21 protein-coding genes, 1 pseudogene and 1 riboswitch are annotated in these 20,092 nt (G+C 71.8%); of the genes and pseudogenes, 11 read left to right on the forward strand and 11 right to left on the reverse strand.

The genetic code is table 11. The features are described from left to right. From IEY61_RS23430 to IEY61_RS23440, 3 genes are all read right to left on the reverse strand, one after another. Window positions 1-801: an energy-coupling factor transporter transmembrane component T family protein gene (locus IEY61_RS23430; protein ID WP_189047904.1), complete on the reverse strand. Its 801-nt coding sequence runs from the start codon at window positions 799-801 to the stop codon at window positions 1-3. Continuing rightward, window positions 798-2,261, reverse strand: a complete 1,464-nt coding sequence (locus IEY61_RS23435; RefSeq protein ID WP_189047906.1) for an ABC transporter ATP-binding protein — start codon at window positions 2,259-2,261, stop codon at window positions 798-800. The genes IEY61_RS23430 and IEY61_RS23435 overlap by 4 nt, the downstream gene beginning before the upstream one ends. A 95-nt stretch (window positions 2,262-2,356) precedes the next feature. Then, a complete protein-coding gene (locus IEY61_RS23440; RefSeq protein ID WP_189047908.1) occupies window positions 2,357-2,947 on the reverse strand; it encodes an ECF transporter S component in 591 nt (196 codons plus the stop codon). Between the two features lie 72 nt (window positions 2,948-3,019). Beyond that, window positions 3,020-3,126: riboswitch (TPP riboswitch) on the reverse strand. Between the two features lie 128 nt (window positions 3,127-3,254). Here IEY61_RS23440 and IEY61_RS23445 point away from each other — a divergent pair. The 7 genes and pseudogenes from IEY61_RS23445 to IEY61_RS23475 all read left to right on the forward strand — a co-directional run bounded on the left by IEY61_RS23445 (window position 3,255) and on the right by IEY61_RS23475 (window position 10,621). Next, window positions 3,255-4,331, forward strand: coding sequence for a permease (locus IEY61_RS23445; protein ID WP_229706378.1), 1,077 nt, complete (start codon window positions 3,255-3,257; stop codon window positions 4,329-4,331). After that, window positions 4,328-5,098: a TIGR03943 family putative permease subunit gene (locus tag IEY61_RS23450; protein ID WP_189047909.1), complete on the forward strand. Its 771-nt coding sequence runs from the start codon at window positions 4,328-4,330 to the stop codon at window positions 5,096-5,098. Before IEY61_RS23445 ends, IEY61_RS23450 begins: the two co-directional genes overlap by 4 nt. Before the next feature lie 30 nt (window positions 5,099-5,128). Continuing rightward, window positions 5,129-5,959, forward strand: coding sequence for an alpha/beta fold hydrolase (locus tag IEY61_RS23455; RefSeq protein WP_189047911.1), 831 nt, complete (start codon window positions 5,129-5,131; stop codon window positions 5,957-5,959). A 112-nt stretch (window positions 5,960-6,071) separates the two neighbouring features. Further along, window positions 6,072-6,512 (forward strand): annotated as a pseudogene (locus IEY61_RS23460) (IS607 family transposase); the annotation flags it as partial. A gap of 14 nt (window positions 6,513-6,526) precedes the next feature. After that, window positions 6,527-7,900 (forward strand): IS607 family element RNA-guided endonuclease TnpB, encoded by a 1,374-nt coding sequence (tnpB, locus tag IEY61_RS23465; protein WP_373293203.1) that lies wholly within the window; start codon window positions 6,527-6,529, stop codon window positions 7,898-7,900. Between the two features lie 59 nt (window positions 7,901-7,959). Beyond that, the gene (locus IEY61_RS23470) at window positions 7,960-8,460 is read left to right on the forward strand and encodes a DUF6328 family protein (RefSeq protein ID WP_189047915.1); all 501 of its coding nucleotides are present in this window, start codon (window positions 7,960-7,962) and stop codon (window positions 8,458-8,460) included. A gap of 67 nt (window positions 8,461-8,527) precedes the next feature. Then, window positions 8,528-10,621 carry an acyl-CoA dehydrogenase family protein gene (locus IEY61_RS23475; protein WP_189047917.1) on the forward strand — a complete coding sequence of 698 codons (2,094 nt, stop codon included), beginning with the start codon at window positions 8,528-8,530 and terminating at the stop codon, window positions 10,619-10,621. A gap of 113 nt (window positions 10,622-10,734) precedes the next feature. Here IEY61_RS23475 and IEY61_RS23480 read toward each other — a convergent pair whose 3' ends face one another. The 7 genes from IEY61_RS23480 to IEY61_RS23510 form a co-directional block, all read right to left on the reverse strand. Continuing rightward, on the reverse strand, window positions 10,735-11,364 hold the full coding sequence (locus IEY61_RS23480; protein WP_189047919.1) for a hypothetical protein: 630 nt from the start codon (window positions 11,362-11,364) through the stop codon (window positions 10,735-10,737). A 221-nt stretch (window positions 11,365-11,585) separates the two neighbouring features. Continuing rightward, a complete protein-coding gene (locus IEY61_RS23485; RefSeq protein ID WP_189047922.1) occupies window positions 11,586-11,969 on the reverse strand; it encodes a Fur family transcriptional regulator in 384 nt (127 codons plus the stop codon). Continuing rightward, window positions 11,966-12,265, reverse strand: a complete 300-nt coding sequence (locus tag IEY61_RS23490; RefSeq protein WP_189047924.1) for an ArsR/SmtB family transcription factor — start codon at window positions 12,263-12,265, stop codon at window positions 11,966-11,968. Before IEY61_RS23490 ends, IEY61_RS23485 begins: the two co-directional genes overlap by 4 nt. 37 nt (window positions 12,266-12,302) lie before the next feature. Then, window positions 12,303-13,172, reverse strand: coding sequence for a metal ABC transporter permease (locus tag IEY61_RS23495; protein WP_189047926.1), 870 nt, complete (start codon window positions 13,170-13,172; stop codon window positions 12,303-12,305). Further along, window positions 13,169-13,933, reverse strand: coding sequence for a metal ABC transporter ATP-binding protein (locus tag IEY61_RS23500; RefSeq protein ID WP_189047928.1), 765 nt, complete (start codon window positions 13,931-13,933; stop codon window positions 13,169-13,171). The genes IEY61_RS23495 and IEY61_RS23500 overlap by 4 nt, the downstream gene beginning before the upstream one ends. Next, window positions 13,930-14,880 (reverse strand): metal ABC transporter substrate-binding protein, encoded by a 951-nt coding sequence (locus IEY61_RS23505; protein WP_189047931.1) that lies wholly within the window; start codon window positions 14,878-14,880, stop codon window positions 13,930-13,932. Before IEY61_RS23505 ends, IEY61_RS23500 begins: the two co-directional genes overlap by 4 nt. 155 nt (window positions 14,881-15,035) lie before the next feature. Continuing rightward, window positions 15,036-15,293, reverse strand: coding sequence for a hypothetical protein (locus IEY61_RS23510; protein WP_189047933.1), 258 nt, complete (start codon window positions 15,291-15,293; stop codon window positions 15,036-15,038). A gap of 29 nt (window positions 15,294-15,322) precedes the next feature. Between IEY61_RS23510 and IEY61_RS23515 the strand changes: the two genes are divergently transcribed. From IEY61_RS23515 to IEY61_RS23525, 3 genes are all read left to right on the forward strand, one after another. Continuing rightward, on the forward strand, window positions 15,323-15,664 hold the full coding sequence (locus IEY61_RS23515; RefSeq protein WP_189047935.1) for an antibiotic biosynthesis monooxygenase family protein: 342 nt from the start codon (window positions 15,323-15,325) through the stop codon (window positions 15,662-15,664). Window positions 15,665-15,689: 25 nt separating this feature from the next. After that, the gene (locus tag IEY61_RS23520) at window positions 15,690-16,226 is read left to right on the forward strand and encodes an Rv0361 family membrane protein (RefSeq protein WP_189047937.1); all 537 of its coding nucleotides are present in this window, start codon (window positions 15,690-15,692) and stop codon (window positions 16,224-16,226) included. A 115-nt stretch (window positions 16,227-16,341) separates the two neighbouring features. Beyond that, the gene (locus IEY61_RS23525; RefSeq protein WP_189047939.1) at window positions 16,342-17,721 is read left to right on the forward strand and encodes a glycine--tRNA ligase; all 1,380 of its coding nucleotides are present in this window, start codon (window positions 16,342-16,344) and stop codon (window positions 17,719-17,721) included. A 59-nt stretch (window positions 17,722-17,780) separates the two neighbouring features. Here IEY61_RS23525 and IEY61_RS23530 read toward each other — a convergent pair whose 3' ends face one another. Next, a complete protein-coding gene (locus IEY61_RS23530) occupies window positions 17,781-18,731 on the reverse strand; it encodes a type IV toxin-antitoxin system AbiEi family antitoxin domain-containing protein (RefSeq protein WP_189047941.1) in 951 nt (316 codons plus the stop codon). A 179-nt stretch (window positions 18,732-18,910) separates the two neighbouring features. On the opposite strand from IEY61_RS23530, the gene dusB reads away from it, so the two are divergent. Beyond that, window positions 18,911-20,083: a tRNA dihydrouridine synthase DusB gene (gene dusB / locus IEY61_RS23535; protein WP_373293204.1), complete on the forward strand. Its 1,173-nt coding sequence runs from the start codon at window positions 18,911-18,913 to the stop codon at window positions 20,081-20,083. The last annotated feature ends 9 nt before the right edge of the window (window positions 20,084-20,092 follow it).

Genomic DNA, 20,092 nt, shown 5'->3' on the forward strand with positions numbered 1-20,092 from the left:
TCAGCCGATCAGCGGACGGAAGGTGCCGAGCGCGATGCTGACGCCGAGGGCGGCGCCGGCCAGTGCCGTCGCGCCGACGACAAGCAGCCAGTCGGCCGGGCCGAAGTGCTGGCGGCGGGCGAAGGTACGCGCACCGCCGGCGTCGAAACCCCGGGCGTCCATCGCCACCGCCAGCCGGATACCCCGACGGATCGCCCCCACCAGCAGCGTGAATGCGGTCGAGACGAACAGCCGCAGCTTCGCCACCGGATTGCGGCCGGCCTGCACGCCGCGCGCCCGGCGGGCCATCGTGATCATCTGCCATTCCTGCCCGAGCAGCGGCAACAGCCGGAACGCGGCCAGTGCGCCGATCGCGAACCGGGCGGGTGCCTTCGCGTTCTGCACCAGCGCGTCGGCCAGGTCGGTCGGGTCGGTGGTGGCGAAGACGATCACCCCGGGCAGGGCCACCGCGAACAGTCGCAGCACCAGGCCGAGCGCGGTGAGCAGCACGCCCGAGGTCACCACGACCGGTCCCGCGTCGAGCAGCACGCGGCCCGAGCGGTCGGCGGCGAAGAGCACCAGCGTGACCAGGATGCCGCCGGCGCCGGCCAGCAGCGGCCAGGCCCGGCGTGCCAGCTCGCGGGGACGCAGGCCGAACAGCGGCAGCACCGCCAGTTCCACGGCGATCGCGATCGCCGGCGCGACCGGGTCCAGTGTCGTCATCAGCGCGAACGTGAACAGCAGCGCCGCCGTCAGCTTGGCCACCGGATTGCGCCGGGCCAGCGGCGCGTCCGCCCGGGCGACCGGTTGCAGACTGATCATCGGCGTACCCCTGCCGCCGTCTCGGCCGTGCCGTCTGGGGTGGCCGGCGGGCGGTCGAGGGTCACGGTGCGGTCGGCCAGCGCCGCCACGAACTCGGCGTCGTGGGTGACCGCGACCAGGCCGTGGCCGCCGTCGCGCAGGTCCGCGAAGAGCTCCACCAGTTCCCGCCAGGTCCGTCGGTCCTGACCGAAGGTGGGCTCGTCGCAGATCAGCAGACGCGGCGCGGTGGCCAGCGCGGTCGCCACGCTCAACCGCCGCGCCTCGCCACCGGAGAGGGTGTACGGGTTGGCTCCGGCCAGTCCGGCCAGCCGCAGTCGGTGCAGCAGTTCGTCGACGCGATCACGGACGGCCGCCTCGGCCGCGCCGGTGCGTCGTGGGCCGAGCGCCAGTTCGTCGAAGACGGTGCCGGTGACGAACTGGTGCTCGGGGTCCTGGAAGACCGAGCCGATCCGGCGGGCCAGCGCCGGAGCGGGCCAGCGGTGCGGGGGAGTCCGAGCGTCGGCGCCGGCCAACTCGGGGCGTGCGGTCACCCGGCCGGTCCCCGGTCGGAGCAGCCCGCCGAGGAGCAGGGCGAGAGTGGACTTCCCGGCGCCGTTTCGGCCGAGCACGGCGAGCGCCTCGCCGGCGCGTACCTCGAGATCGGTGTCGGCCAGCCGGGGCGGCAGGCCGAGCCGTTCCGTGGTGAGCAGCACGTCGCCGGCGGGCGCGGCGGCCCGCCGGGGCGACACGGTGCGGCCGGGTACCCAGACTCCCTCGTCGGCGAGCGCGGTGCCGTACGCGCCGAAGACCGCCTCCGGTGTGCCGTCGGCGCGGACGCCGCCGCCGGGCTCCAGCACGACCACCCGGTCGACCAGCGGCAGCGCCTCGGCGACCCGGTGTTCGACCAGGACCAGCGTGGTGTCGTCGTCGAGCGCGTCGGCGACCGCCGACCGGATCAGCGCGGCGCCGCCCGGGTCGAGGTTCGCCGTCGGTTCGTCGAGCAGCAGCAACCCGGGGCGTAGGGCGAGCACCCCGGCCAGCGCGAGTCGCTGCTGCTCCCCGCCGGAGAGCGCCGCGGTGGGCCGGTCCCGGTGGTATGGGAAGCCGACCCGCGCCAGCGTCTCGTTGACCCGGGGCCAGATCTCCTCGGCCGGTACGGCCCGGTTCTCCAGCCCGAAGGCGACGTCGTCGCCGCACCGGGCCATCACCAGTTGGGTCTGCGGATCCTGGAAGACGATGCCGACCTGCTCCCGGGCCGCGTGCGGTGGCCGGCCGTCGACCTCGATCGTGCCCTCCTGCTCGCCGGAGTCCTCCGGCAGCAGTCCGGCCAGCGCCGCCAGCAGGGTGCTCTTGCCCGCGCCGGACCCGCCGAGCAGCAGCACCCGCTCGCCGCGTTCCACCCGTAGATCGACCCCGCGTACCGCCCAGGCCCGCCGCCCGGCGTGCCGCCACCCGAACCCCCGCAACCTCACCCCGCCCACACCTTCACCCCCTCTCGCCGCACGCCCCTCCTCGCCGCTGCTGATCAAGAGGTTGCGTCCGAAGATCGGGGCAACCTCTTGATCAACAGGGTCGGTCAGACGAGGGCGCGGTCGCGGCCGGCGGGGAAGCGGTCGAGGACGCCCGTGCGGGCCAGGGCACGGGTGAGGGCGTGGCCGCCGGCACCGGCGATCACCATCGCGCTGAGCACGGTGAGCAGGGCGTACGGGATGCGGTAGCCGACCAGCGCGTACGGGGTGTTCCAGACGAAGAAGTCGAACAGCGCCGCGCCGAGACCGGTCAACGCGCCGGCCAGCAGGGCGGTCGGCAGCCGGAACGAGCGGTACCGGAAGGCGGCGAAGGCCAGCTCCGCGCCGAGACCCTGGATCAGCCCCTGCGCGATGGTGACGCTGCCCCACTCCGAGCCCAGCAGCGCGGAGACCGTCGCCGCGACCGCCTCGCAGAAGAGCGCGGCGCCCGGCTTGCGGATCACCAACCCGCCGAGCACGGCCGGGACCAGCCAGACGCCGTACATGACGGCCTGGCTGGCCGGGAAGAAGGCGAAGGCCGGGTCGGCGGCCCGCCAGACCAGCCCCCAGGCCCAGAAGATGACGCCGAAACCGACGGCGATCACCGCGGCCACGACGATGTCGATCGTGCGCCACCGGTTGGTGGTGAATTGACCCATGGTTGCTCCCAGTCCAGTGTCGAACCAGGCAAGACGCACGCCCTCCGCCCGGCGTCGCCGGGCCCGTGGCGGGCTGGAGGTGGACCGATCTCCCTGCGCTGGCATTACCCAGATCAGGTACGGAGGGTCTGCGGGCGAACCCCGCACTCTCAGCGCTGTGCGCTCCCCTGTCGGAGGTGAAGTTGTCTCTGGCGACGCTAACACCGATCTGAGCAGGGGGCGATGACCGAGGTCACCAGGAACCGGAGACCGGCCGGGCACCCAACGGTAGTCTCAGGCCGCTGGTCGGACAGCCGAGAGGCGACGTATGAGTGCAGACACTGACGCCGCGTCGGTCGGCGGACCGGAGGACCGCACGGCGGGCGGGGTGGGCCTGGCCACTTCCGGCGCGAGCCGGCCCGAGCCACCCGGCGAGGGTCCCCGGTGGCGGCTCGGCGACCGGATCGGCTCGGTGGAGGTGCTGGCCGGGCTGCTGATCCTGCTGGTCGTCTTCCGGGAACCGCTGGCCGCCGCGCTGGACACCCCACGCGTGCAGACCTGGACCACCGTCTTCGTCTCGATCATGGTGCAGGCGGTGCCGTTCCTGATCTTCGGAGTGCTGCTCTCCGCCGTGATCGCGGTCTTCGTACCCCGGTCGTTCTGGGCGCGGGCGCTGCCCCGACATCCGGCCCTCGCCGTGCCGGCGGCCAGCGCGGCCGGGGTGGTGCTGCCCGGCTGCGAGTGCGGGTCGGTGCCGATCGCCGGCTCGCTGATCCGCCGGGGAGTCACCCCCGCCGCCGCGCTGGCCTTCCTGCTCGCCGCCCCGGCGGTGAACCCGATCGTGCTGACCGCCACCGCGGTCGCCTTCCCGAACAACCCCGAGATGGTCCTCGCCCGCGGCCTCGCCAGCCTGGTCGTCGCCATGGTGATGGGGTGGCTCTGGCTGCGGCTCGGGCGTACCGACTGGATCCGGATGCCGCGCCGGCCAGAACTGGACGACGCTTCGCGGGGCCGGGCCTTCTGGGGCGCCGTCCGGCACGACGTGACGCACGCCGGCGGTTTCCTGGTGCTCGGCGCGATGGCCGCCGCCTGCATCAACGTGCTGGTGCCGCAGCGCTGGTTGCAGACCCTCGCCGACAACGCCTGGCTGTCGATCCTGGCGCTGGCGCTGCTCGCCGTACTGCTCTCGCTCTGCTCGGAGGCGGACGCCTTCGTCGCGGCCTCGCTGTCGCAGTTCTCCCTCACGTCCCGACTGGTCTTTCTGGTGGTGGGGCCGATGGTCGACCTCAAGCTGATCGCGATGCAGGCCGGTGTCTTCGGCCGGCGGTTCGCCCTCCGGTTCGCGCCGACCACCTTCGCGGTCGCCCTGCTGGTCGCCGCCGGTGTCGGGGCGGTGCTGCTGTGAACCGGCAGGCGCAGGCGGTGGTCCTGCTGCTGCTCGGTGGCGCGGTGCTCCGGGCCAGCGTCACCGACCTGTACCTGCGCTACGTCAAGGAAGGGCTGCGTCCCTTCCTGATCGCCGCCGGCCTGCTGCTGGTGGTCGCCGCGATCATGACCCTGTGGTACGAACTGCGCCCGGCCCGTCCCGACGCCCCCGATCCCGGCGACGTCCCCGATCCCGGCGTCGCCGCTGGGCACGGGCCCGACGGCGATGACGGACCCGGGCACGGCCACCACGAGCCGCGCGTGGGCTGGCTGCTCATCCTGCCGGTGCTCGGCCTGCTGCTGGTCGCCCCGCCGGCCCTCGGCTCGTACGCGGCGGAGCAGACCGGCACCGCGCTGAGCGCGCCGCGACAGTCGGACTACCCACCGTTGCCCGATGGAGACCCCGCGCCGGTCACCGTCCTCGACTACGCCGCGCGGGCGCTGTTCGACCGGGGTACCTCGATCGGCGACCGGCGGGTGCTGCTCACCGGATTCATCGCCACCGGGGCCGACAACGAGCCGATCCTGGCCCGGATGGTGCTCTCCTGCTGCGCCGCCGACGGCCGGCCGGTCAAGCTCGGACTGACCGGTGACGTGCCGGCCGGGCTGCCGAACGACAGCTGGGTGGAGGTGATCGGCCGGTACAGCGACCGGATCGGCCGTGACCCGGTCAACGACGCCGAGATCCCCTACCTTGAGGTCGAATCGTGGCGACAGGTGCCCGTCCCCACACGTCAGTACGACTGACGTCGGGCACATCTCGGTAGGCTGCGCTCCATGCGCATCGATGCCCGGGGTCTGCGGTTCGACGTCATCACCGGTGGTCCGGAGCACGGTGAGCCGGTGCTGCTGCTGCACGGCTTCCCGCAGCACGCGGGCGAGTGGAACGACGTGATGCCGACCCTGCATGTGGCCGGTCTGCGCACCTACGCGATGAACCAGCGCGGCTACTCGCCCGGGGCGCGGCCGGAAGCGGTCGAGGCGTACCGGCTGGCGGAGTTGGTCGCCGACGCGGCTGCCGTGCTGGACGCCCTCGGCGTCGACTCCGCCCACGTGGTGGGGCACGACTGGGGTGCCGTCGTCGGGTGGGCGCTGGCCGCCGGCCACCCGGAGCGGGTCCGCACGCTGACCGCCGTCTCCGTGTCGCATCCGGCCGCCATGGCGTACGCGCTGACCCATGACCCGAAACAGAAGGCGCGCTCGGCGTACATGGCGCTGTTCCGCCGACCCGGGGTGGCCGAGAAGACGCTGCTGGCCCTGAACGCCAGCGGGCTGCGCCGGCTGCTGCGCGGGGTGGGGGACGATGCACGACTGGCGGCGTACGTCGATCCGATGCGCGAGCCCGGCGCCCTGACCGCGGCGCTGAACTGGTACCGGGCGATGTCCCGGACGGACCTGGCGGCGACCGGCCCGGTGACCGTGCCGACCACCTTCGTCTGGAGCGACCGGGACGTGGCGATCGGGCGCGCCGCCGCCGAGGCGTGCGCCGCCCATGTGCGTGGGGACTACCGGTTCGTCGAGTTGGCCGGGATCAGCCACTGGATCCCGGACCAGGTGCCGACGCCGCTGGCCGAGGCGATCCTGGCCCGGGTGCGTCCCGCCGCCTGAGCGGCGGGGCTGGCTCCCTGCGCCGTTGGCGGTTTCGTGTCGGCGGCGGCGGGGGCGCGGCTGCTGCCGCGCCGGGGGTCTTTAGTCCTTTGTGAGCATTTATAGTGATCGGGTGAATTTGAAGGGATGGGCGGCGTCCACCGGCGTCGCGTACGTCACCGCTCGGCGGCAGTATGCGGCCGGGACGCTGTCTGTTCCCACGTACCGGGTCGGCCGTCTGATCATGGTTGGTGAGCCGGTGACCGGCGCGACCACCGACGCGGGACAGACGGTGGTGTATGCCAGGGTGTCGTCGGCCGATCAGAAGACCGACTTGGACCGGCAGGTTGCCCGGGTTACGACATGGGCGACTGGTCGAGGGCTTGCGGTGGAGCGGGTGGTGACCGAGGTCGGCTCAGCGCTGAACGGGCACCGCGAGAAGTTCCTCGCGCTGTTGCGCGACCCGGTCGTGACGGCGATCGTGGTTGAGCACCGGGGCCGGTTCGTCCGCTTCGGCGCTGAGTACGTCGAGGCAGCCCTGTCCGCGCAGGGCCGCCGCCTGCTCGTCGTCGACCCGGACGGGGTGGCGTGAGGACGGTCCAGGCGTATCGGTTCGCTCTTGACCTCACTCCGGTGCAGGAGCGGGCGGTGCTCGCGCATGCTGGGGCCGCGCGGGTGGCGTACAACTGGGCTCTGGCCCGGGTCAAGGCGGTGATGGATCAACGGGCGGCGGAACGCACCTACGGTATCCCTGACGAGCTGTTGACTCCGTCGCTGTTCTGGTCGTTGCCGGCGTTGCGGCGGGCGTGGAACCAGGCCAAGGCTGAGGTCGCGCCGTGGTGGGGTGAGGTGTCCAAAGAGGCGTTCAACACTGGCCTGGACGCGCTGGCGCGTGGGTTGAGGAACTGGGCGGACTCCCGCACGGGTAGGCGGGCTGGTCGGTCGGTTGGGTTTCCCCGGTTCAAGTCGCGTCGCCGCAGCGTACCGTCGGTGCGGTTCACTACCGGGACGGTCTGCGTCGAGGCCGACCGGATGCACGTCGTGTTGCCCCGGCTGGGCCGGTTGAAGCTGCACGAATCCGCCCGCAAACTCGCCCGCCGTCTGGAGGCGGGCACCGCCCGGATCCTGTCGGCGACGGTGCGTCGTGACGGCGGGTGGTGGCATGTGTCGTTCACCGTCGAGGTCGAGCGGACCGAGCGGGCACCGGCCCAACCCGGGTCGGTGGTCGGGGTAGACGTCGGGATCAGGCACCTGGCGGTGCTCTCGACCGGGGAACTGGTCGAGAACCCGCGCCATTTGACCTGCGCCCAGCAGCGGCTGCGGCGGCTGGGTCGGGCGCTGTCACGTAAGACCGGCCCGGACCGCCGCACCGGCCAACGGGCGTCGAACCGGTGGCAGCGTGCGGCGGCCCGGCTCGGGCGTGCGCACGCCCGGGTCGCGAACCTACGCCGCGACGGCCTGCACAGGCTCACCACCCGACTTGCCGCGACGTACGGCACGGTCGTGGTGGAAGACCTCAACGTGGCGGGGATGCTGCGTAACCGGCGGCTGGCCCGGCACATCGCCGACGCCGGATTCGCAGAGATCCGCCGACAGTTGGCATACAAAACCTCGTGGAACGGCGGGCGGCTCGTTGTGGCCGACCGCTGGTATCCGTCCTCCAAGACCTGCTCTGGCTGCGGCGCGGTGAAAACCAAGCTGGCCCTGTCCGAGCGCGAGTACGAATGCCAGGCGTGTGGCCTGGTCATCGACCGGGACCGCAACGCCTCGCTCAACCTGGCCGCCCTCGCGGCGGCAACCGCCGGGAGTGGCCCGGCGGCAGGACGTGGAGCCAACCAGAAGACCCGCCCACGCGGGCAGATGGCCGTGAAACGTCAACCCGGCACGGCATCCGCCACTCAGACCGGGACCGTCCCACCGCAAGGCGGGACTGCTGATCGTGTGCTCACCAAAGCACACTGAAAGGTAACGGCATCAGCCTGTGCCACCGACGCGGAGTCGGTGCCCTGTCGGAGGTACGCGTGTCGAAGGAAACCGAGAAGCAGCGGTGGCAGCGCAACTTCGCCGACCTGCTCCAGGAGTTGCGGGTCGCGCAGACCGGTGTTCAGATCCTCTTCGCCTTCCTGCTGACTCTGCCCTTCAGCAACGGGTTCGGCCGGACCACGCCGTTCCAGCGCGACGTCTACATCGTCGCGCTGCTCGCGGCGGCCGGCGCCACCGCGATGATCATCTCTCCGGTGGCGTTCCACCGGGCGCTGTTCCGTCAGGGACGCAAGCCGGAGCTGGTGCGCTTCGCGCACCGGATGGCCAGCGGCGGGCTCGCCTTCATGCTGGTCGCGATGGTCAGCTCGGTGCTGTTGATCACCGACTTCGTGCTCGACCGGCCGATCGCCTTCCTGCTCAGCGCGGTCACCGGGCTCTGGTTCCTGGCCTTCTGGCTGATCCTGCCGTTCTCGCGGCGCAACTGGGGCGACGACGACATCGACGACGACGAGGATCCCAGCGGACTCGCCAACGATTGAGCGGATATCTGTCACTACCTTTGGGTAACAACCGCGGGTAGCCTGTTGAGCAGGCGGAACAGTCAGAATGACCGGACCAGCCCGGGGGTTTGCCGTGGCCATTGCCGAGAACCGTCGTCCGTCAGCCACCGACAGCCGTAACGCCGCCCCGCCGCCAGCCGCAGCGGGCGTCGATCCTCCGCCGGGCGCCGATGCTCCGCCGGGCGCCGCTGGCGTCGATCCTCGGCTGGGCGCGGCGGGCCAGGTGTCCGAGAAGGAGGCCCGCCAGGTCGCCGAGTCGGCCCGGCAGACCACCTGGGACCGACCCAGCTTCGGCAAGGAACTCTTCCTCGGCCGGTTGCGGCTCGACCTGATCGACCCGTGGCCCCGGCCCGACCCGGCGGAGGAGGAACGGGCGCGGGAGTTCCTCGGCCGGCTGCGCGACTACCTCACCTCCGAGGTGGACGGCGCGGCGATCGAACGGGACGCGCGCATTCCCGACGAGGTGTTCCAGGGGCTGGCCCGGCTCGGCGCGTTCGGCATGAAGATCGGCCAGGAGTACGGCGGGCTGGGGCTGACCAACCTGCACTACTGCCGGGCGTTGATGCTGGTCGGCTCGGTCAGCCCGGCGATCGGCGCGCTGCTGTCGGCACACCAGTCGATCGGCGTACCGCAGCCGCTGAAGATGTTCGGCACCGACGAGCAGAAGCAGCGGTTCCTGCCCCGGCTGGCGGCCGGTGAGGTCTCCGCCTTCCTGCTCACCGAGCCGGACGTCGGCTCCGACCCGGCCCGCCTGGCGACCACGGCTGAGCCGACCCCGGACGGCACCGGCTACCGGATCAACGGCGTCAAGCTCTGGGCCACCAACGGCACGGTGGCCACCCAACTGGTGGTGCTGGCCCGGGTGCCGAAGGCCGAGGGCCGCCGGGGCGGGATCACCGCCTTCGTGGTGGACGGCGACGCCGAGGGCATCACCGTCGAGCGGCGCAACGCCTTCCTCGGCCTGCGTGGCCTGGAGAACAGCCTCACCCGTTTCCACGACGTGTTCGTGCCGAACGAGAACGTCATCGGCGGCGAGGGCAAGGGGCTGCGGATCGCCCTGAGCACGCTGACCACGGGCCGGTTGTCGCTGCCGGCGATGTGCGTGGGTGCCGGCAAGTGGGCGCTGAACGTGGCCCGGGAGTGGTCCGCCGAGCGGGTGCAGTGGGGCCGGCCTGTGGGGGAGCACGAGGCGGTGGCGCAGAAGCTGTCCTTCATCGCCGCGACCACGTACGGCATGGAGACCATGCTGGAGCTGTGTTGCCTGCTCGCCGACGACGACCGCAACGACATCCGGATCGAGGCGGCGCTGGTGAAGCTCTACGCCAGCGAGATGGCGTGGCGGGTCGCCGACGAGCTGGTCCAGATCCGCGGCGGCCGGGGATACGAGACGGCCGAGTCGCTGGCCGCCCGGGGCGAGCGCCCGGCCGCGGTCGAGCAGCTCCTGCGGGACCTGCGAATCAACCGGATCTTCGAGGGCTCCACCGAGATCATGCACCTGCTGATCGCCCGTGAGGCGGTGGACGCGCACCTCTCCGTCGCCGGGGACATCATCGACCCGGACGCCGGGCTCGACCGCAAGGCGAAGGCGGCCGCTCGGGCGGGTGCATTCTACGCGCGCTGGCTGCCGACCCTCGCGGTCGGCAAGGGCCAGCAACCGACGGCGTACGCGGACTTCGGCCCACTGGCCGGGCACCTGCGTCACGTCGAGCGCGCCTCGCGGAAGCTGGCCCGGTCCACCTTCTACGCGATGTCCCGGTGGCAGGGCAAGCTGGAGCGTAAGCAGGCGTTCCTCGGCCGGGTGGTGGACATCGGCGCCGAGTTGTTCGCGATGAGCGCGGTCTGCGTCCGGGCGTCCGCGCAGCGGCAGCAGCGTCCGGAGAACGTGGAGCTGGCCGACCTGTTCTGCCGCCAGGCCCGGGTCCGGGTCGACGCGCTGTTCACCGCCCTGTGGCAGAACACCGACTCGCTCGACGTGATGGCGGCCGGACGGATCCTCGCGGGCCGCTACATCGCCTTGGAGGAGGGCATCATCCCTCCACCCGGCGACCTTCCCTGGGTGACCCCCGTAACCCCCGGCCCCTCCACCACCGTCACCCCCACCCCGGCCCGCCGCCGCATCCCCCCACCCCCACCCGCCTGACCCCCCCACCCCCCTTCTCACTCCGTTGATCATGAGGTTAGCGGCAGTGGTCGATCTTCAAAGTGCCGCTAACCTCATGATCAACGAGGGGTGGGGGTCAGGCGGGGTGGGGGTCAACGCGGGGTGGGGGTGGCGGGTGGGGGTGGGGGGTGGAGGCCCAGGTGGTGTAGTTCGAGGGCGGCCAGGGCGTTGATGGTCTGCTCGTCGCCCTGGCGCCAGGCCTCGGCCACGTCGGGGCTGATCCGGGTCAGCCGGCGTAGCGGTTGTCCGGCGAGGGCGCGCAGGGCCAGCAGGTCCCGGCCGACGGGAGCGGCGGCCAGCGCCGCCGCCGAGCCGGCCCGGCACATCCAGCGCACCCGCAGCGGCAGCCAGCCGAACAGCACCAGCCCGAGCGGCACGATCAGCAGCCCGACGGCCAGGGCCAGGGCCAACCGGTCGACGAGTTCCTGCTGGTCCCGCCCGGCCTCGGCGAGTGATCGGGCGGCATCGGCGGCCCGCTCGAAGGGCGCGGTCAGTTCGTCGCCCACCAGGGGCACCCGGCCGACCTTGCCGCCGGCCTCGGCGAGGTTGTCGGCCAGCCCGCCGCCGGCCCCCTCCAGCTTCTGCCCGGGTACGGCCAGCTTCTGCACCAGGTCGTGCAGCCAGAGCGCGCCTCGGATCGACGCGTACACCCAGACGACGACGAGTAGATCGGTGAGGAACTGGCGGAACGCGTTCGGAAAACGATCAGCGTAGATCTTCACGCCGCACAGCGTCCCACGTCCCCGCGCGCCCAGCATCCCGAGCCCACACCCTCGCGCCGTCGACATCGAGGTCGGCAAGACGGCGGTGACTGCGGCGATCATGCACTTTCGGTCGCTGATACGCCCGCTTCTGCCGCATTTGTCCCGACCAAAACTACAAGATCGGCGAGGGCGTGGGGCGAGGGGGCGAGGGCGGGGGTGGGGGGAGGGGGGTTAGGGGGTTAGGGGGAGCAGGGGGGGCAGGTGCCGAAGATTTCCAGGGTGTGGCTGACGTTGGTGAAGCCGTGCTGGGCGGCCACTCGTTCGGCCCAGGTCTCCACCGCGGGGCCGGCGACCTCCACCGTCCAGCCGCAGGCCTTGCAGACCAGGTGGTGGTGGTGGCCCTCGCTGCAGCGGCGGTAGAGGTGCTCGCCGCCCGGTGGGCGCATCACGTCGATCTCGCCCGCGTCGGCCAGGCCCTGCAGCGTCCGGTAGACCGTGGTCAGCCCGACCCGCTCGCCACGATCACGCAGCATCGCGTGCAGGTCCTGGGCGCTGTGGAAGCCCTCCACCTCGGCCAGCAGGGCGCTCACCGCCGACCGCTGACGGGTGTTACGGAGGCTCATGATCCCTCCCCGGCATGGCTGACCGCGTCCGCCACGATGTGCGCGACGTGCTCGTCGACCAGGGTGTACGCGATCTCCCGGCCGCGCCGGGAACCGCGCACCACCCCGGCGCCGCGGAGCACCCGCAGATGCTGTGAGACCAGCGGTTGCGCTACCCCGAGGGTGTCGACCAGCTCGTGTACGCAGCGCTCACCGCCGGCCAGTTCGCTGACGATGGCCAGCCGGATCGGCGCCGAGAGGGCGCGCAGGAGCTCGCTGGCGCCCTCGTACGCGTCGTAGCTGGATCCGTTGGTCACCCTGCAACGGTAACCAACACCGAAGCGGTGCGCGTGATCAGGATCCGCCGAGCACCACCTCGTGCGGTTCGGGGGCGGGTGCCGGCTCCGGCCGCGCCCGGCGGATCCGGCGCCAGCCGGCCGCGAGCAGGGTGACCACGATGAACGAGGCGATCGCGAGCACCACCACCGAGGCGCCGGGCGCGGTGTCGGCGACCGCCGCCAGCCAGATCCCGGCTCCGGCGGCGAACAGGCCGAGCACCATCGCCGCCGCCATGGTGGCGCGGAAACCCCGGGTCACCTGCTGGGCGGTGGCCACCGGGACAACCATCAACGCGCTGATCAGCAGGACGCCGACCGCCCGCATCGCGATCGTCACCGTGATCGCGGTGGTGATCGCGAGCAGCAGGTTGAGCCCGCGCACCGGCAGGCCGGAGACCCGGGCGTACTCCTCGTCGTGGCAGACCGCGAAGAGCGCGGGTCGCAACGCGAGCATCGCGATCAGCACGGCCGCGCCGAGTACCGCGATGGTGACCAGGTCGTCGCGGGAGGTCGTGGTCAGCGCCCCGAACAGGTACGCGTTGAGGTTGGCGCTGGTGCTGTCGGAGAGCCCCACCAGCACCACGCCGCCGGCGATGCCGCCGTAGAAGAGCAGGGCGAGCGCCAGGTCACCGGAGGTGCGCCCGCGCTCGCGGATCAGCTCGATGGCGATGGCCCCGATGGTGGCCGCGAGCACCGCCATGATCACCGGCGAGGTCTGGAAGAGCAGGCCGGCGCCGACGCCGGTCAGCGCGACGTGCCCGATGCCGTCCCCGATCAGCGCCAGCCGCCGCTGCACCAGGTAGATGCCGAGGGCCGGCGCGGCCAGGCCGATGATCAGCGCGCCGACCAGGGCGCGCAGCATGAACTCGTACTGGAAGAGACTCACGTTGTGCTCCACAGCCCGGCGGGCTCCTCGGGACCGTGCGGGTGCACGTGGTCGTGGTCCGGCGCCGCGTGGTGGCCGGCCGGATCCGGCACCGTGCCGTCGTGCGCGACAACCCCCTGGTGTACGACGACCGCGCGGCTGATCAGCGGCCGGAGCGGACCGAGTTCGTGGGCGACGAGCAGTACGGTGCCCCCGTCGGTGGCGAAGCCGCGCAGCGCCCCGGCGAACGCCTCCTGGCTGGCCGTGTCGACGCCCGCCGTCGGCTCGTCGAGGATCAGCAGTTCGGGTCGACCGGCCAGGGCGCGGGCGATCAGGGTGCGCTGCTGCTGCCCACCGGAGAGGGTGGCCACCGGGTCCTTCGCCCGGTCGGCCAGGCCCACGGCGCGCAGCGCTTCGGCGACCGCCTCCCGGTCGGCCCGCCCGGGTGGGCGCAGGATGCCGCGCCGGGCGAGTCGGCCGGAGGCGACCACCTCGGCGACCGTGGCCGGCACGCCGCTGCCCGCGCCGAGACGCTGCGGGACGTACCCGACCCGATGCCACTGCCGGAACCGGCGCACCTGCTGGCCGAAGAGGGTCACCGAGCCGGCGCTGAGCGGCACCAGCCCGAGCACGGCGCGGACCAGGGTCGATTTGCCGGACCCGTTGGCGCCGAGGATCGCCACCACCTCGCCGGCGGTCACGGTCAGCGAGACGTCCCGGAGCACGGGGCGGCCGTCGTACCCGACCACGCCGTGCGTGACGGAGATGACCTCGGGCGTCACGAGCAGCTCAACCCGGTCCGCAGGGTCTCCAGGTTGGTGCGCATGACCGAAAGGTAGTCCTCGCCGCTGTCGGTGGACAGGCCCTCGAGTGGATCCAGTACCGCGGTCCGGGCACCCACCTCCCGGGCGATGGTCTCGGCCACCTTCGGGCTGACCAGGGTCTCGAAGAAGATCGTGGTGGCCTGGTGCTCGCGGGCCTCCCGGATCACCTCGCCCAGCCGCTGCGGCGACGGCTCGTTCTCCGGTGAGAGCCCGGTGATGCCGATCTGCTCCAACTGGTACTTCTGCGCCAGGTAGCCGAAGGCGGTGTGGCTGACCACGATCTCCCGGCGCTGGCAGGTCTTCAGCCCCTCGGCGAACTCGGTGTCCAGCGTCTCCAACTCGGTACGCAGGGCGGCCGCCCGCTGCGTGTACTCGCCGGCCCGCTCCGGGTTCATGGCGCCGAGCCGCTCGGCCAGTTTGTCGCCGATGGTGGCCAGCCGGGTCGGGTCGAGCCAGACGTGCGGGTCCTTGGCGCCCTTCGGCTCCTCCTCGGCGTGCTCCTCCCCGTGGTCGTGGCCGCCGGCGGCGGCGTTCAGCAGGGGTTCGACGGTGGCCACGTCGAAGGCGCGATCACCGGCGTTCTGCTGCACCGCCTCGTCCACCGCCGGCTGGAAGCCGTGCAGGACGACGACCAGCTCCGCCTCGCTGATCAGCCCGACCTGGCTCGGGTTGAGTTCCAGGTCGTGCGGATCGGCGCCGGGCCGGGCCAGATTGATCACCGCCACGGCGTCTCCGCCGATCCGCTCGGCGAGGAATTGCAACGGGTAGAAACCGGCCACCACGTCGACCCGTTGCGGATCGCCCCCGGCCGAGCCGTCGTCGGCCGCGCAGGCGGTGAGGCCGGCCAGGGCGAGCAGGGCGGCTGTGCCGGCGGCCAGGGCGCGCGGGGTCGGGTGGAATCTCATGACACCGACTCTCCGCGAGAACGACAATGATTGTCAAAAACGCATGCATGCATGTCAGCGAAGGCCCGAGGCCTGGGAAACTCCGCTCACCGCGGCTTCGACCGGGCGCTCACAGCAGCTCTATCCGGGCGCTCACAGCAGCTCTATCCGGGCGCTCACAGCAGCTTTATCAGGCCGGTGGTGACCAGCAGGGTCAGCACCAGCAGCCGGATCGCCCGGGTCGGGGGCGTCTGCACCCGCCAGGTCGTCATCAGCACGGCGGCCACCGCGCCGGCGAGCAGCAGGGTCAGCAGCCCGCCGAGCACGCCCGGGGTGAAGAACGCGACCAGGGCCAGGGCCAGGGTGACCAGGAACACCGTCGTGGGGTTGGCCCGGGCCAACCGGCCGGCGATCCCGCTCTGCGTACGCTGCATTCCACAGACTCTACGAGGAGGAGGACCCGGTGCTGGTGACCAACCGGTTCGTGGTCGACGAAGAGGCCGCCGTGGCGTTCACCGATCGGGCCCACGCGGCCCTCGCGGCGCTTGCCGCCCGGCCCGGTTACCTGCGCGGTCAACTGGTCCGGGCGCTGGACGACCCTCGGCACTGGTGCCTGGTCACCGAGTGGGAGTCGGTCGGCACCTACCGCCGGGCCCTCGGTGGCTTCGACGTCAAGATCACGGCGGTGCCGCTGCTCGCGGAGAGCGTCGACGAGCCGTCCGCGTACGAGGCGTTGGCCACCGCCGCCCCGGGTGGAGACGTGGTGGTGGTCGCCAGCGATCGGGCTGTGGGTCCTTACCGCTGAGCCACCGGGCACTACGCTGGCTTCCATGACCGCTCCCGGACCGGCAGCCCCATCGCCACATCCCGCCACGGGTGACTCCGAGTCGAGGGTTCCGACGCCGCCGCAGGGCCCGGGGGTCGTCCCGCCGTTCGCGGCACCGCCGACGGAGGGCGGTCGGTCCCGGCTCTGGCTCGGTCTCGGCGCTGGCGCGTTGGCCGTGCTGATCTGTTGCGGTGGCGGCGGCAGCGCGGTGGTCGGCCTGCTGGTCAGCGGGGCGCAGGCGATCGAGGAGCAGGGCCGCACGGTCTCCGACGACTACTTCCGGGCCCTGTCCGACGGCCAGTTCGGCCGGGCGTACGACCAGCTGTGTGAGGACGCCAAGCGCCGCGAGTCCCGGCAGGAGTTCGAACGCCGGACCGCCGCCGAGCCGCAGATCTCCTCCTACAAGGTCGGCCAGGTGGACATCAACACGCTCACCGTGCCGGTGGACGTGACCTACGCCGGCGGCGGTCAGGAGCGCCAGCAGGTGGTGCTCCAGCAGGACCAGCAGACCGGTGGCATGGAGGTCTGCGGAGTCAACTGACCGGTCGCAGGTAATGTGCTGGGTTCGGGAAACCCACGGGTCGTACCGTGGTCCCGGTACCCTGCCAGCCATCCCATCGCGTCCCCGCCGACCGCCAGTCGGCGTAGGAGGAACAATGCCAGCCGACCGAATCGACGCCGTTGTCAGCCTCGCCAAGCGCCGAGGCTTCGTTTTCCCCTCCAGCGAGATCTACGGAGGCACCCGATCGGCGTGGGACTACGGTCCGCTCGGCGTGGAGCTCAAGGAGAACGTCCGCCGGCAGTGGTGGAAGACCATGGTCCAGCAGCGTGACGACGTGGTCGGGCTGGACTCCGCCGTGATCCTGGCCCGCGACGTGTGGGCCGCCTCCGGCCACCTGGAGGCCTTCGTCGACCCGCTGACCGAGTGCCAGTCCTGCCACAGGCGGTTCCGGGCCGACCACCTGGAGGAGGCGTACGAGGCCAAGCACGGCAAGTTGCCGGCCTCGCTGACCGAGCTGAACTGCCCCAACTGCGGCAACAAGGGCACCTTCACCGAGCCGAAGATGTTCAACGGCCTGATGAAGACCTACCTCGGCCCGGTGGAGAGCGACGAGGGCCTGCACTACCTGCGCCCGGAGACCGCCCAGGGGATCTTCGTCAACTACAAGAACGTCGAGACGGTGGCCCGCAAGAAGCCGCCGTTCGGCATCGCGCAGACCGGCAAGTCGTTCCGCAACGAGATCACCCCGGGTAACTTCATCTTCCGCACCCGGGAGTTCGAGCAGATGGAGATGGAGTTCTTCGTCGAGCCGGGCACCGACGAGCAGTGGCACGAGTACTGGCTCGCCGAGCGCTGGAACTGGTACGTCGACCTCGGCCTGGCGGAGAACAACCTGCGCTTCTACGAGCACCCCAAGGAGAAGCTCTCCCACTACGCCAAGCGCACCGTCGACATCGAGTACCGATTCCAGTTCGGGGGCAGCGAGTTCGCCGAGCTGGAAGGTGTCGCCAACCGCACCGACTTCGACCTGTCCACGCACAGCAAGCACTCCGGCGTCGACCTGTCGTACTTCGACCAGACCAAGGGCGAGCGCTGGGTGCCGTACGTGATCGAGCCGGCCGCCGGCCTGACCCGCGCGGTGCTGGCGTTCCTCCTGGAGGCGTACGACGAGGACGAGGCGCCGAACACCAAGGGCGGTGTGGACAAGCGGACCGTGATGCGCTTCGACCCGCGTCTGGCCCCGGTCAAGGTGGCGGTGCTGCCGCTGTCGCGTAACGAGGCGCTCTCGCCCAAGGCGAAGGACCTCGCCGCGCAGCTGCGCAAGCGCTGGGTGGTCGAGTTCGACGACTCGCAGGCGATCGGCCGCCGCTACCGCCGGCAGGACGAGATCGGCACCCCGTTCTGCGTCACCGTCGACTTCGAGACCCTGGACGACAACGCCGTAACGATCCGTAACCGGGACACCATGGCCCAGGAGCGCATCGCCCTGGACCAGGTCGAGCGCTACCTCCTCGACCACCTCCCCGGCTGCTGAGATGTAAGGAGGGGCCCCTTCTTAACGCATGGCGTAGAGGAGGGGCCCCTTCTTAACACTCAGGGCAGGACCCGTACCCGGGTGGCGGCACCGAGACCACGCCGGGACTCGTACGCGTCCGCCATCATCTGCCGCACCCGGCGTGGCTCGCGGCGGATCAGCGCCGGCGTGAAGTGCAGCACCAGGATGCCGTGCCGGCTCAGCTCGTTGTGCCGGTCGAGAGTGCGCGCCCAGTCCGCCGGACGGTAGTGGTACTCCTGCGAGTCGACCTCCAACGCCACCGCCGCATCGGCAAGATAGCCGTCGGGCGTCGGCAGGGACCGGCCGCCGGGATCGAGCAGTTGGGGATTCCAGTTGATCTCCGGCAGCACCGGGCTCTCCGCGAGGCACTCCCGCAGCTCGGCCTCGGGCGCCGAGCGCGTGCCCTGCACCACCTCGGTGAACGCTTTCCTGACCAGCGCCGTCCGGCTGCGCCGAGCCCGACGGATCTCCTCGTCCAGGGTCGCGAGGTCGGCGTACCCCCGCTGGATGGCCTCGGCCACGACGGCCCGCACCGGACGTAGCTGGCGCAGGTCCCGCGCCGCGTCGACCACCGCGCGGGCCGGCGAGCAGACCGGGTAGAGCGCGGTGACGCGGGCCCGTTCGTCCAGGGCCAGGGCCCGCGAGATCACCGCGTGACCCGCCGACTTGCGGCGCGCGTGATGCGGCACGATCAGGTGTACGGCGTCGGTGCTCGGGCTCTGCCGGAAGCCGTACCAGGTGAGGGCGGCCAGGCCGGTGAGCTGCGCCTCGCCGCCGGCGTACAGGGCGGCCGAGATCCGTCGCTGTTCGGCCGTCAGGACGCCGGTGACCAGGGCGTACGTCGCGGGGAGGACCCGTTGCCACAGGCCGCGCCGGGTCTGCCGGTACAGGTACATGTCGTCGAAGCCGGCGGTTAGCAACTGGAGCCGGGTGACGATCTGCTGTTGCCGCTCGGCCAGGTCGGAGAATTCGGGTGGATGGGTACGCATAGGGCGCAGCATCGGTGGTGCGGCGCGTCGGTGTCCGGCCCGGCCCGCGTACCTGTGGACGACCAGGCGGGTTGTGGACAACGTGCTGATCTTCGGCTGGGTGTGGTATGCGTCGCGTTAAGAAGGGGCCCCTCCTATGCACGAGGCGTTAAAAGGGGGCCCCTCCTTACACTTGGGTGGTGATCTCGACGACTGCTTCAGCGCTGCGTCCGTTGCCGATCGGGCGGCATCGGGTGTGGCCGCCGGTGGTGCTGGCGCCGATGGCGGGCATCACCAACGTCGGTTTTCGGCAGCTCTGTCGGGAACAGGGCGGTGGCATCTACGTCTGCGAGATGATCACCACGGTGGCGCTGGTCGAGCGGAACCCGAAGACGCTGCGGATGATCGCCTTCGGGGCGGACGAGTCGCCGCGCAGCCTCCAGCTCTACGGCACCGATCCGGAGACCACCGCCGCCGCCGTGCGGATCGTGGTGGAGAAGGACCTCGCCGATCACATCGATCTGAACTTCGGCTGCCCGGTGCCGAAGGTGACCCGGCGCGGCGGCGGTGCGGCGCTGCCGTGGCGGCGCCGGCTCTTCGCCCGCCTGGTGCGGGCCGCGGTGGACGCCGCCTCACCCGCCGGGGTGCCGGTCACGGTCAAGATGCGCAAGGGCATCGACGACGACCACCTGACGTACGTCGAGGCGGGGCTGGCCGCGCAGGAGGCGGGCGTCGCCGCGGTCGCCCTGCATGGGCGTACGGCCGCGCAGCGCTACTCGGGCACCGCCGACTGGGACGCCATCGCCACCCTCAAGCAGGCGCTCGAGGTGCCGGTGCTCGGCAACGGTGACATCTGGGAGGCCGACGACGCGCTGCGGATGGTGGCGCACACCGGGGTCGACGGGGTGGTGATCGGGCGCGGTTGCCTCGGTCGGCCGTGGCTCTTCGCCGACCTGGAAGCCGCGTTCGCGGGTAGTGCCGAGCGGCGGCTGCCCAGCCTCGGCGAGGTGGCGGTGACCATGCGCCGCCACGCCGAGCTGCTGGTCGAGCAGTTCACCGCCGGAGCCCGCAACGTGGCCCGGGGCGAGCGGGACGGCTGCACCGACTTCCGCAAGCACGTCGCCTGGTACCTGAAGGGTTTCCCGGTCGGCAGCGAACTGCGCCGCGCCCTGGCCATGATCGAAAGCCTGGCCCAGCTCGACGACCTGCTCGGCAAGCTGGATCCGACCGTGCCGTTCCCGGTGGAGGCGTTGGGCCAGCCGCGCGGCCGGACCAACTCCCCGGGCAAGGTCTTCCTGCCCGACGGCTGGCTGGCCAGCCGCGACGACGACACCGTCCCGGAGGGCGCCGAGCTGGCCGACTCCGGCGGCTGACCGGGGCTG

Origin of the sequence: Micromonospora sonchi, from assembly GCF_014646235.1 — a bacterium.
GTDB classification, from domain to species: Bacteria; Actinomycetota; Actinomycetes; order Mycobacteriales; family Micromonosporaceae; genus Micromonospora; species Micromonospora sonchi.

What these genes read in the sequence shown, in the direction of transcription:
- IEY61_RS23430 (WP_189047904.1), bottom strand. Translation starts at nt 801, where the DNA reads ATGATCAGTCTGCAACCGGTCGCCCGGGCGGACGCGCCGCTGGCCCGG.
- IEY61_RS23440 (WP_189047908.1), bottom strand. Translation starts at nt 2,947, where the DNA reads ATGGGTCAATTCACCACCAACCGGTGGCGCACGATCGACATCGTCGTG.
- IEY61_RS23445 (WP_229706378.1), top strand. Translation starts at nt 3,255, where the DNA reads ATGAGTGCAGACACTGACGCCGCGTCGGTCGGCGGACCGGAGGACCGC.
- IEY61_RS23455 (WP_189047911.1), top strand. Translation starts at nt 5,129, where the DNA reads ATGCGCATCGATGCCCGGGGTCTGCGGTTCGACGTCATCACCGGTGGT.
- IEY61_RS23475 (WP_189047917.1), top strand. Translation starts at nt 8,528, where the DNA reads ATGACCGGACCAGCCCGGGGGTTTGCCGTGGCCATTGCCGAGAACCGT.
- IEY61_RS23485 (WP_189047922.1), bottom strand. Translation starts at nt 11,969, where the DNA reads ATGAGCCTCCGTAACACCCGTCAGCGGTCGGCGGTGAGCGCCCTGCTG.
- IEY61_RS23505 (WP_189047931.1), bottom strand. Translation starts at nt 14,880, where the DNA reads ATGAGATTCCACCCGACCCCGCGCGCCCTGGCCGCCGGCACAGCCGCC.
- IEY61_RS23510 (WP_189047933.1), bottom strand. Translation starts at nt 15,293, where the DNA reads ATGCAGCGTACGCAGAGCGGGATCGCCGGCCGGTTGGCCCGGGCCAAC.
- IEY61_RS23520 (WP_189047937.1), top strand. Translation starts at nt 15,690, where the DNA reads ATGACCGCTCCCGGACCGGCAGCCCCATCGCCACATCCCGCCACGGGT.
- IEY61_RS23525 (WP_189047939.1), top strand. Translation starts at nt 16,342, where the DNA reads ATGCCAGCCGACCGAATCGACGCCGTTGTCAGCCTCGCCAAGCGCCGA.
- IEY61_RS23530 (WP_189047941.1), bottom strand. Translation starts at nt 18,731, where the DNA reads ATGCGTACCCATCCACCCGAATTCTCCGACCTGGCCGAGCGGCAACAG.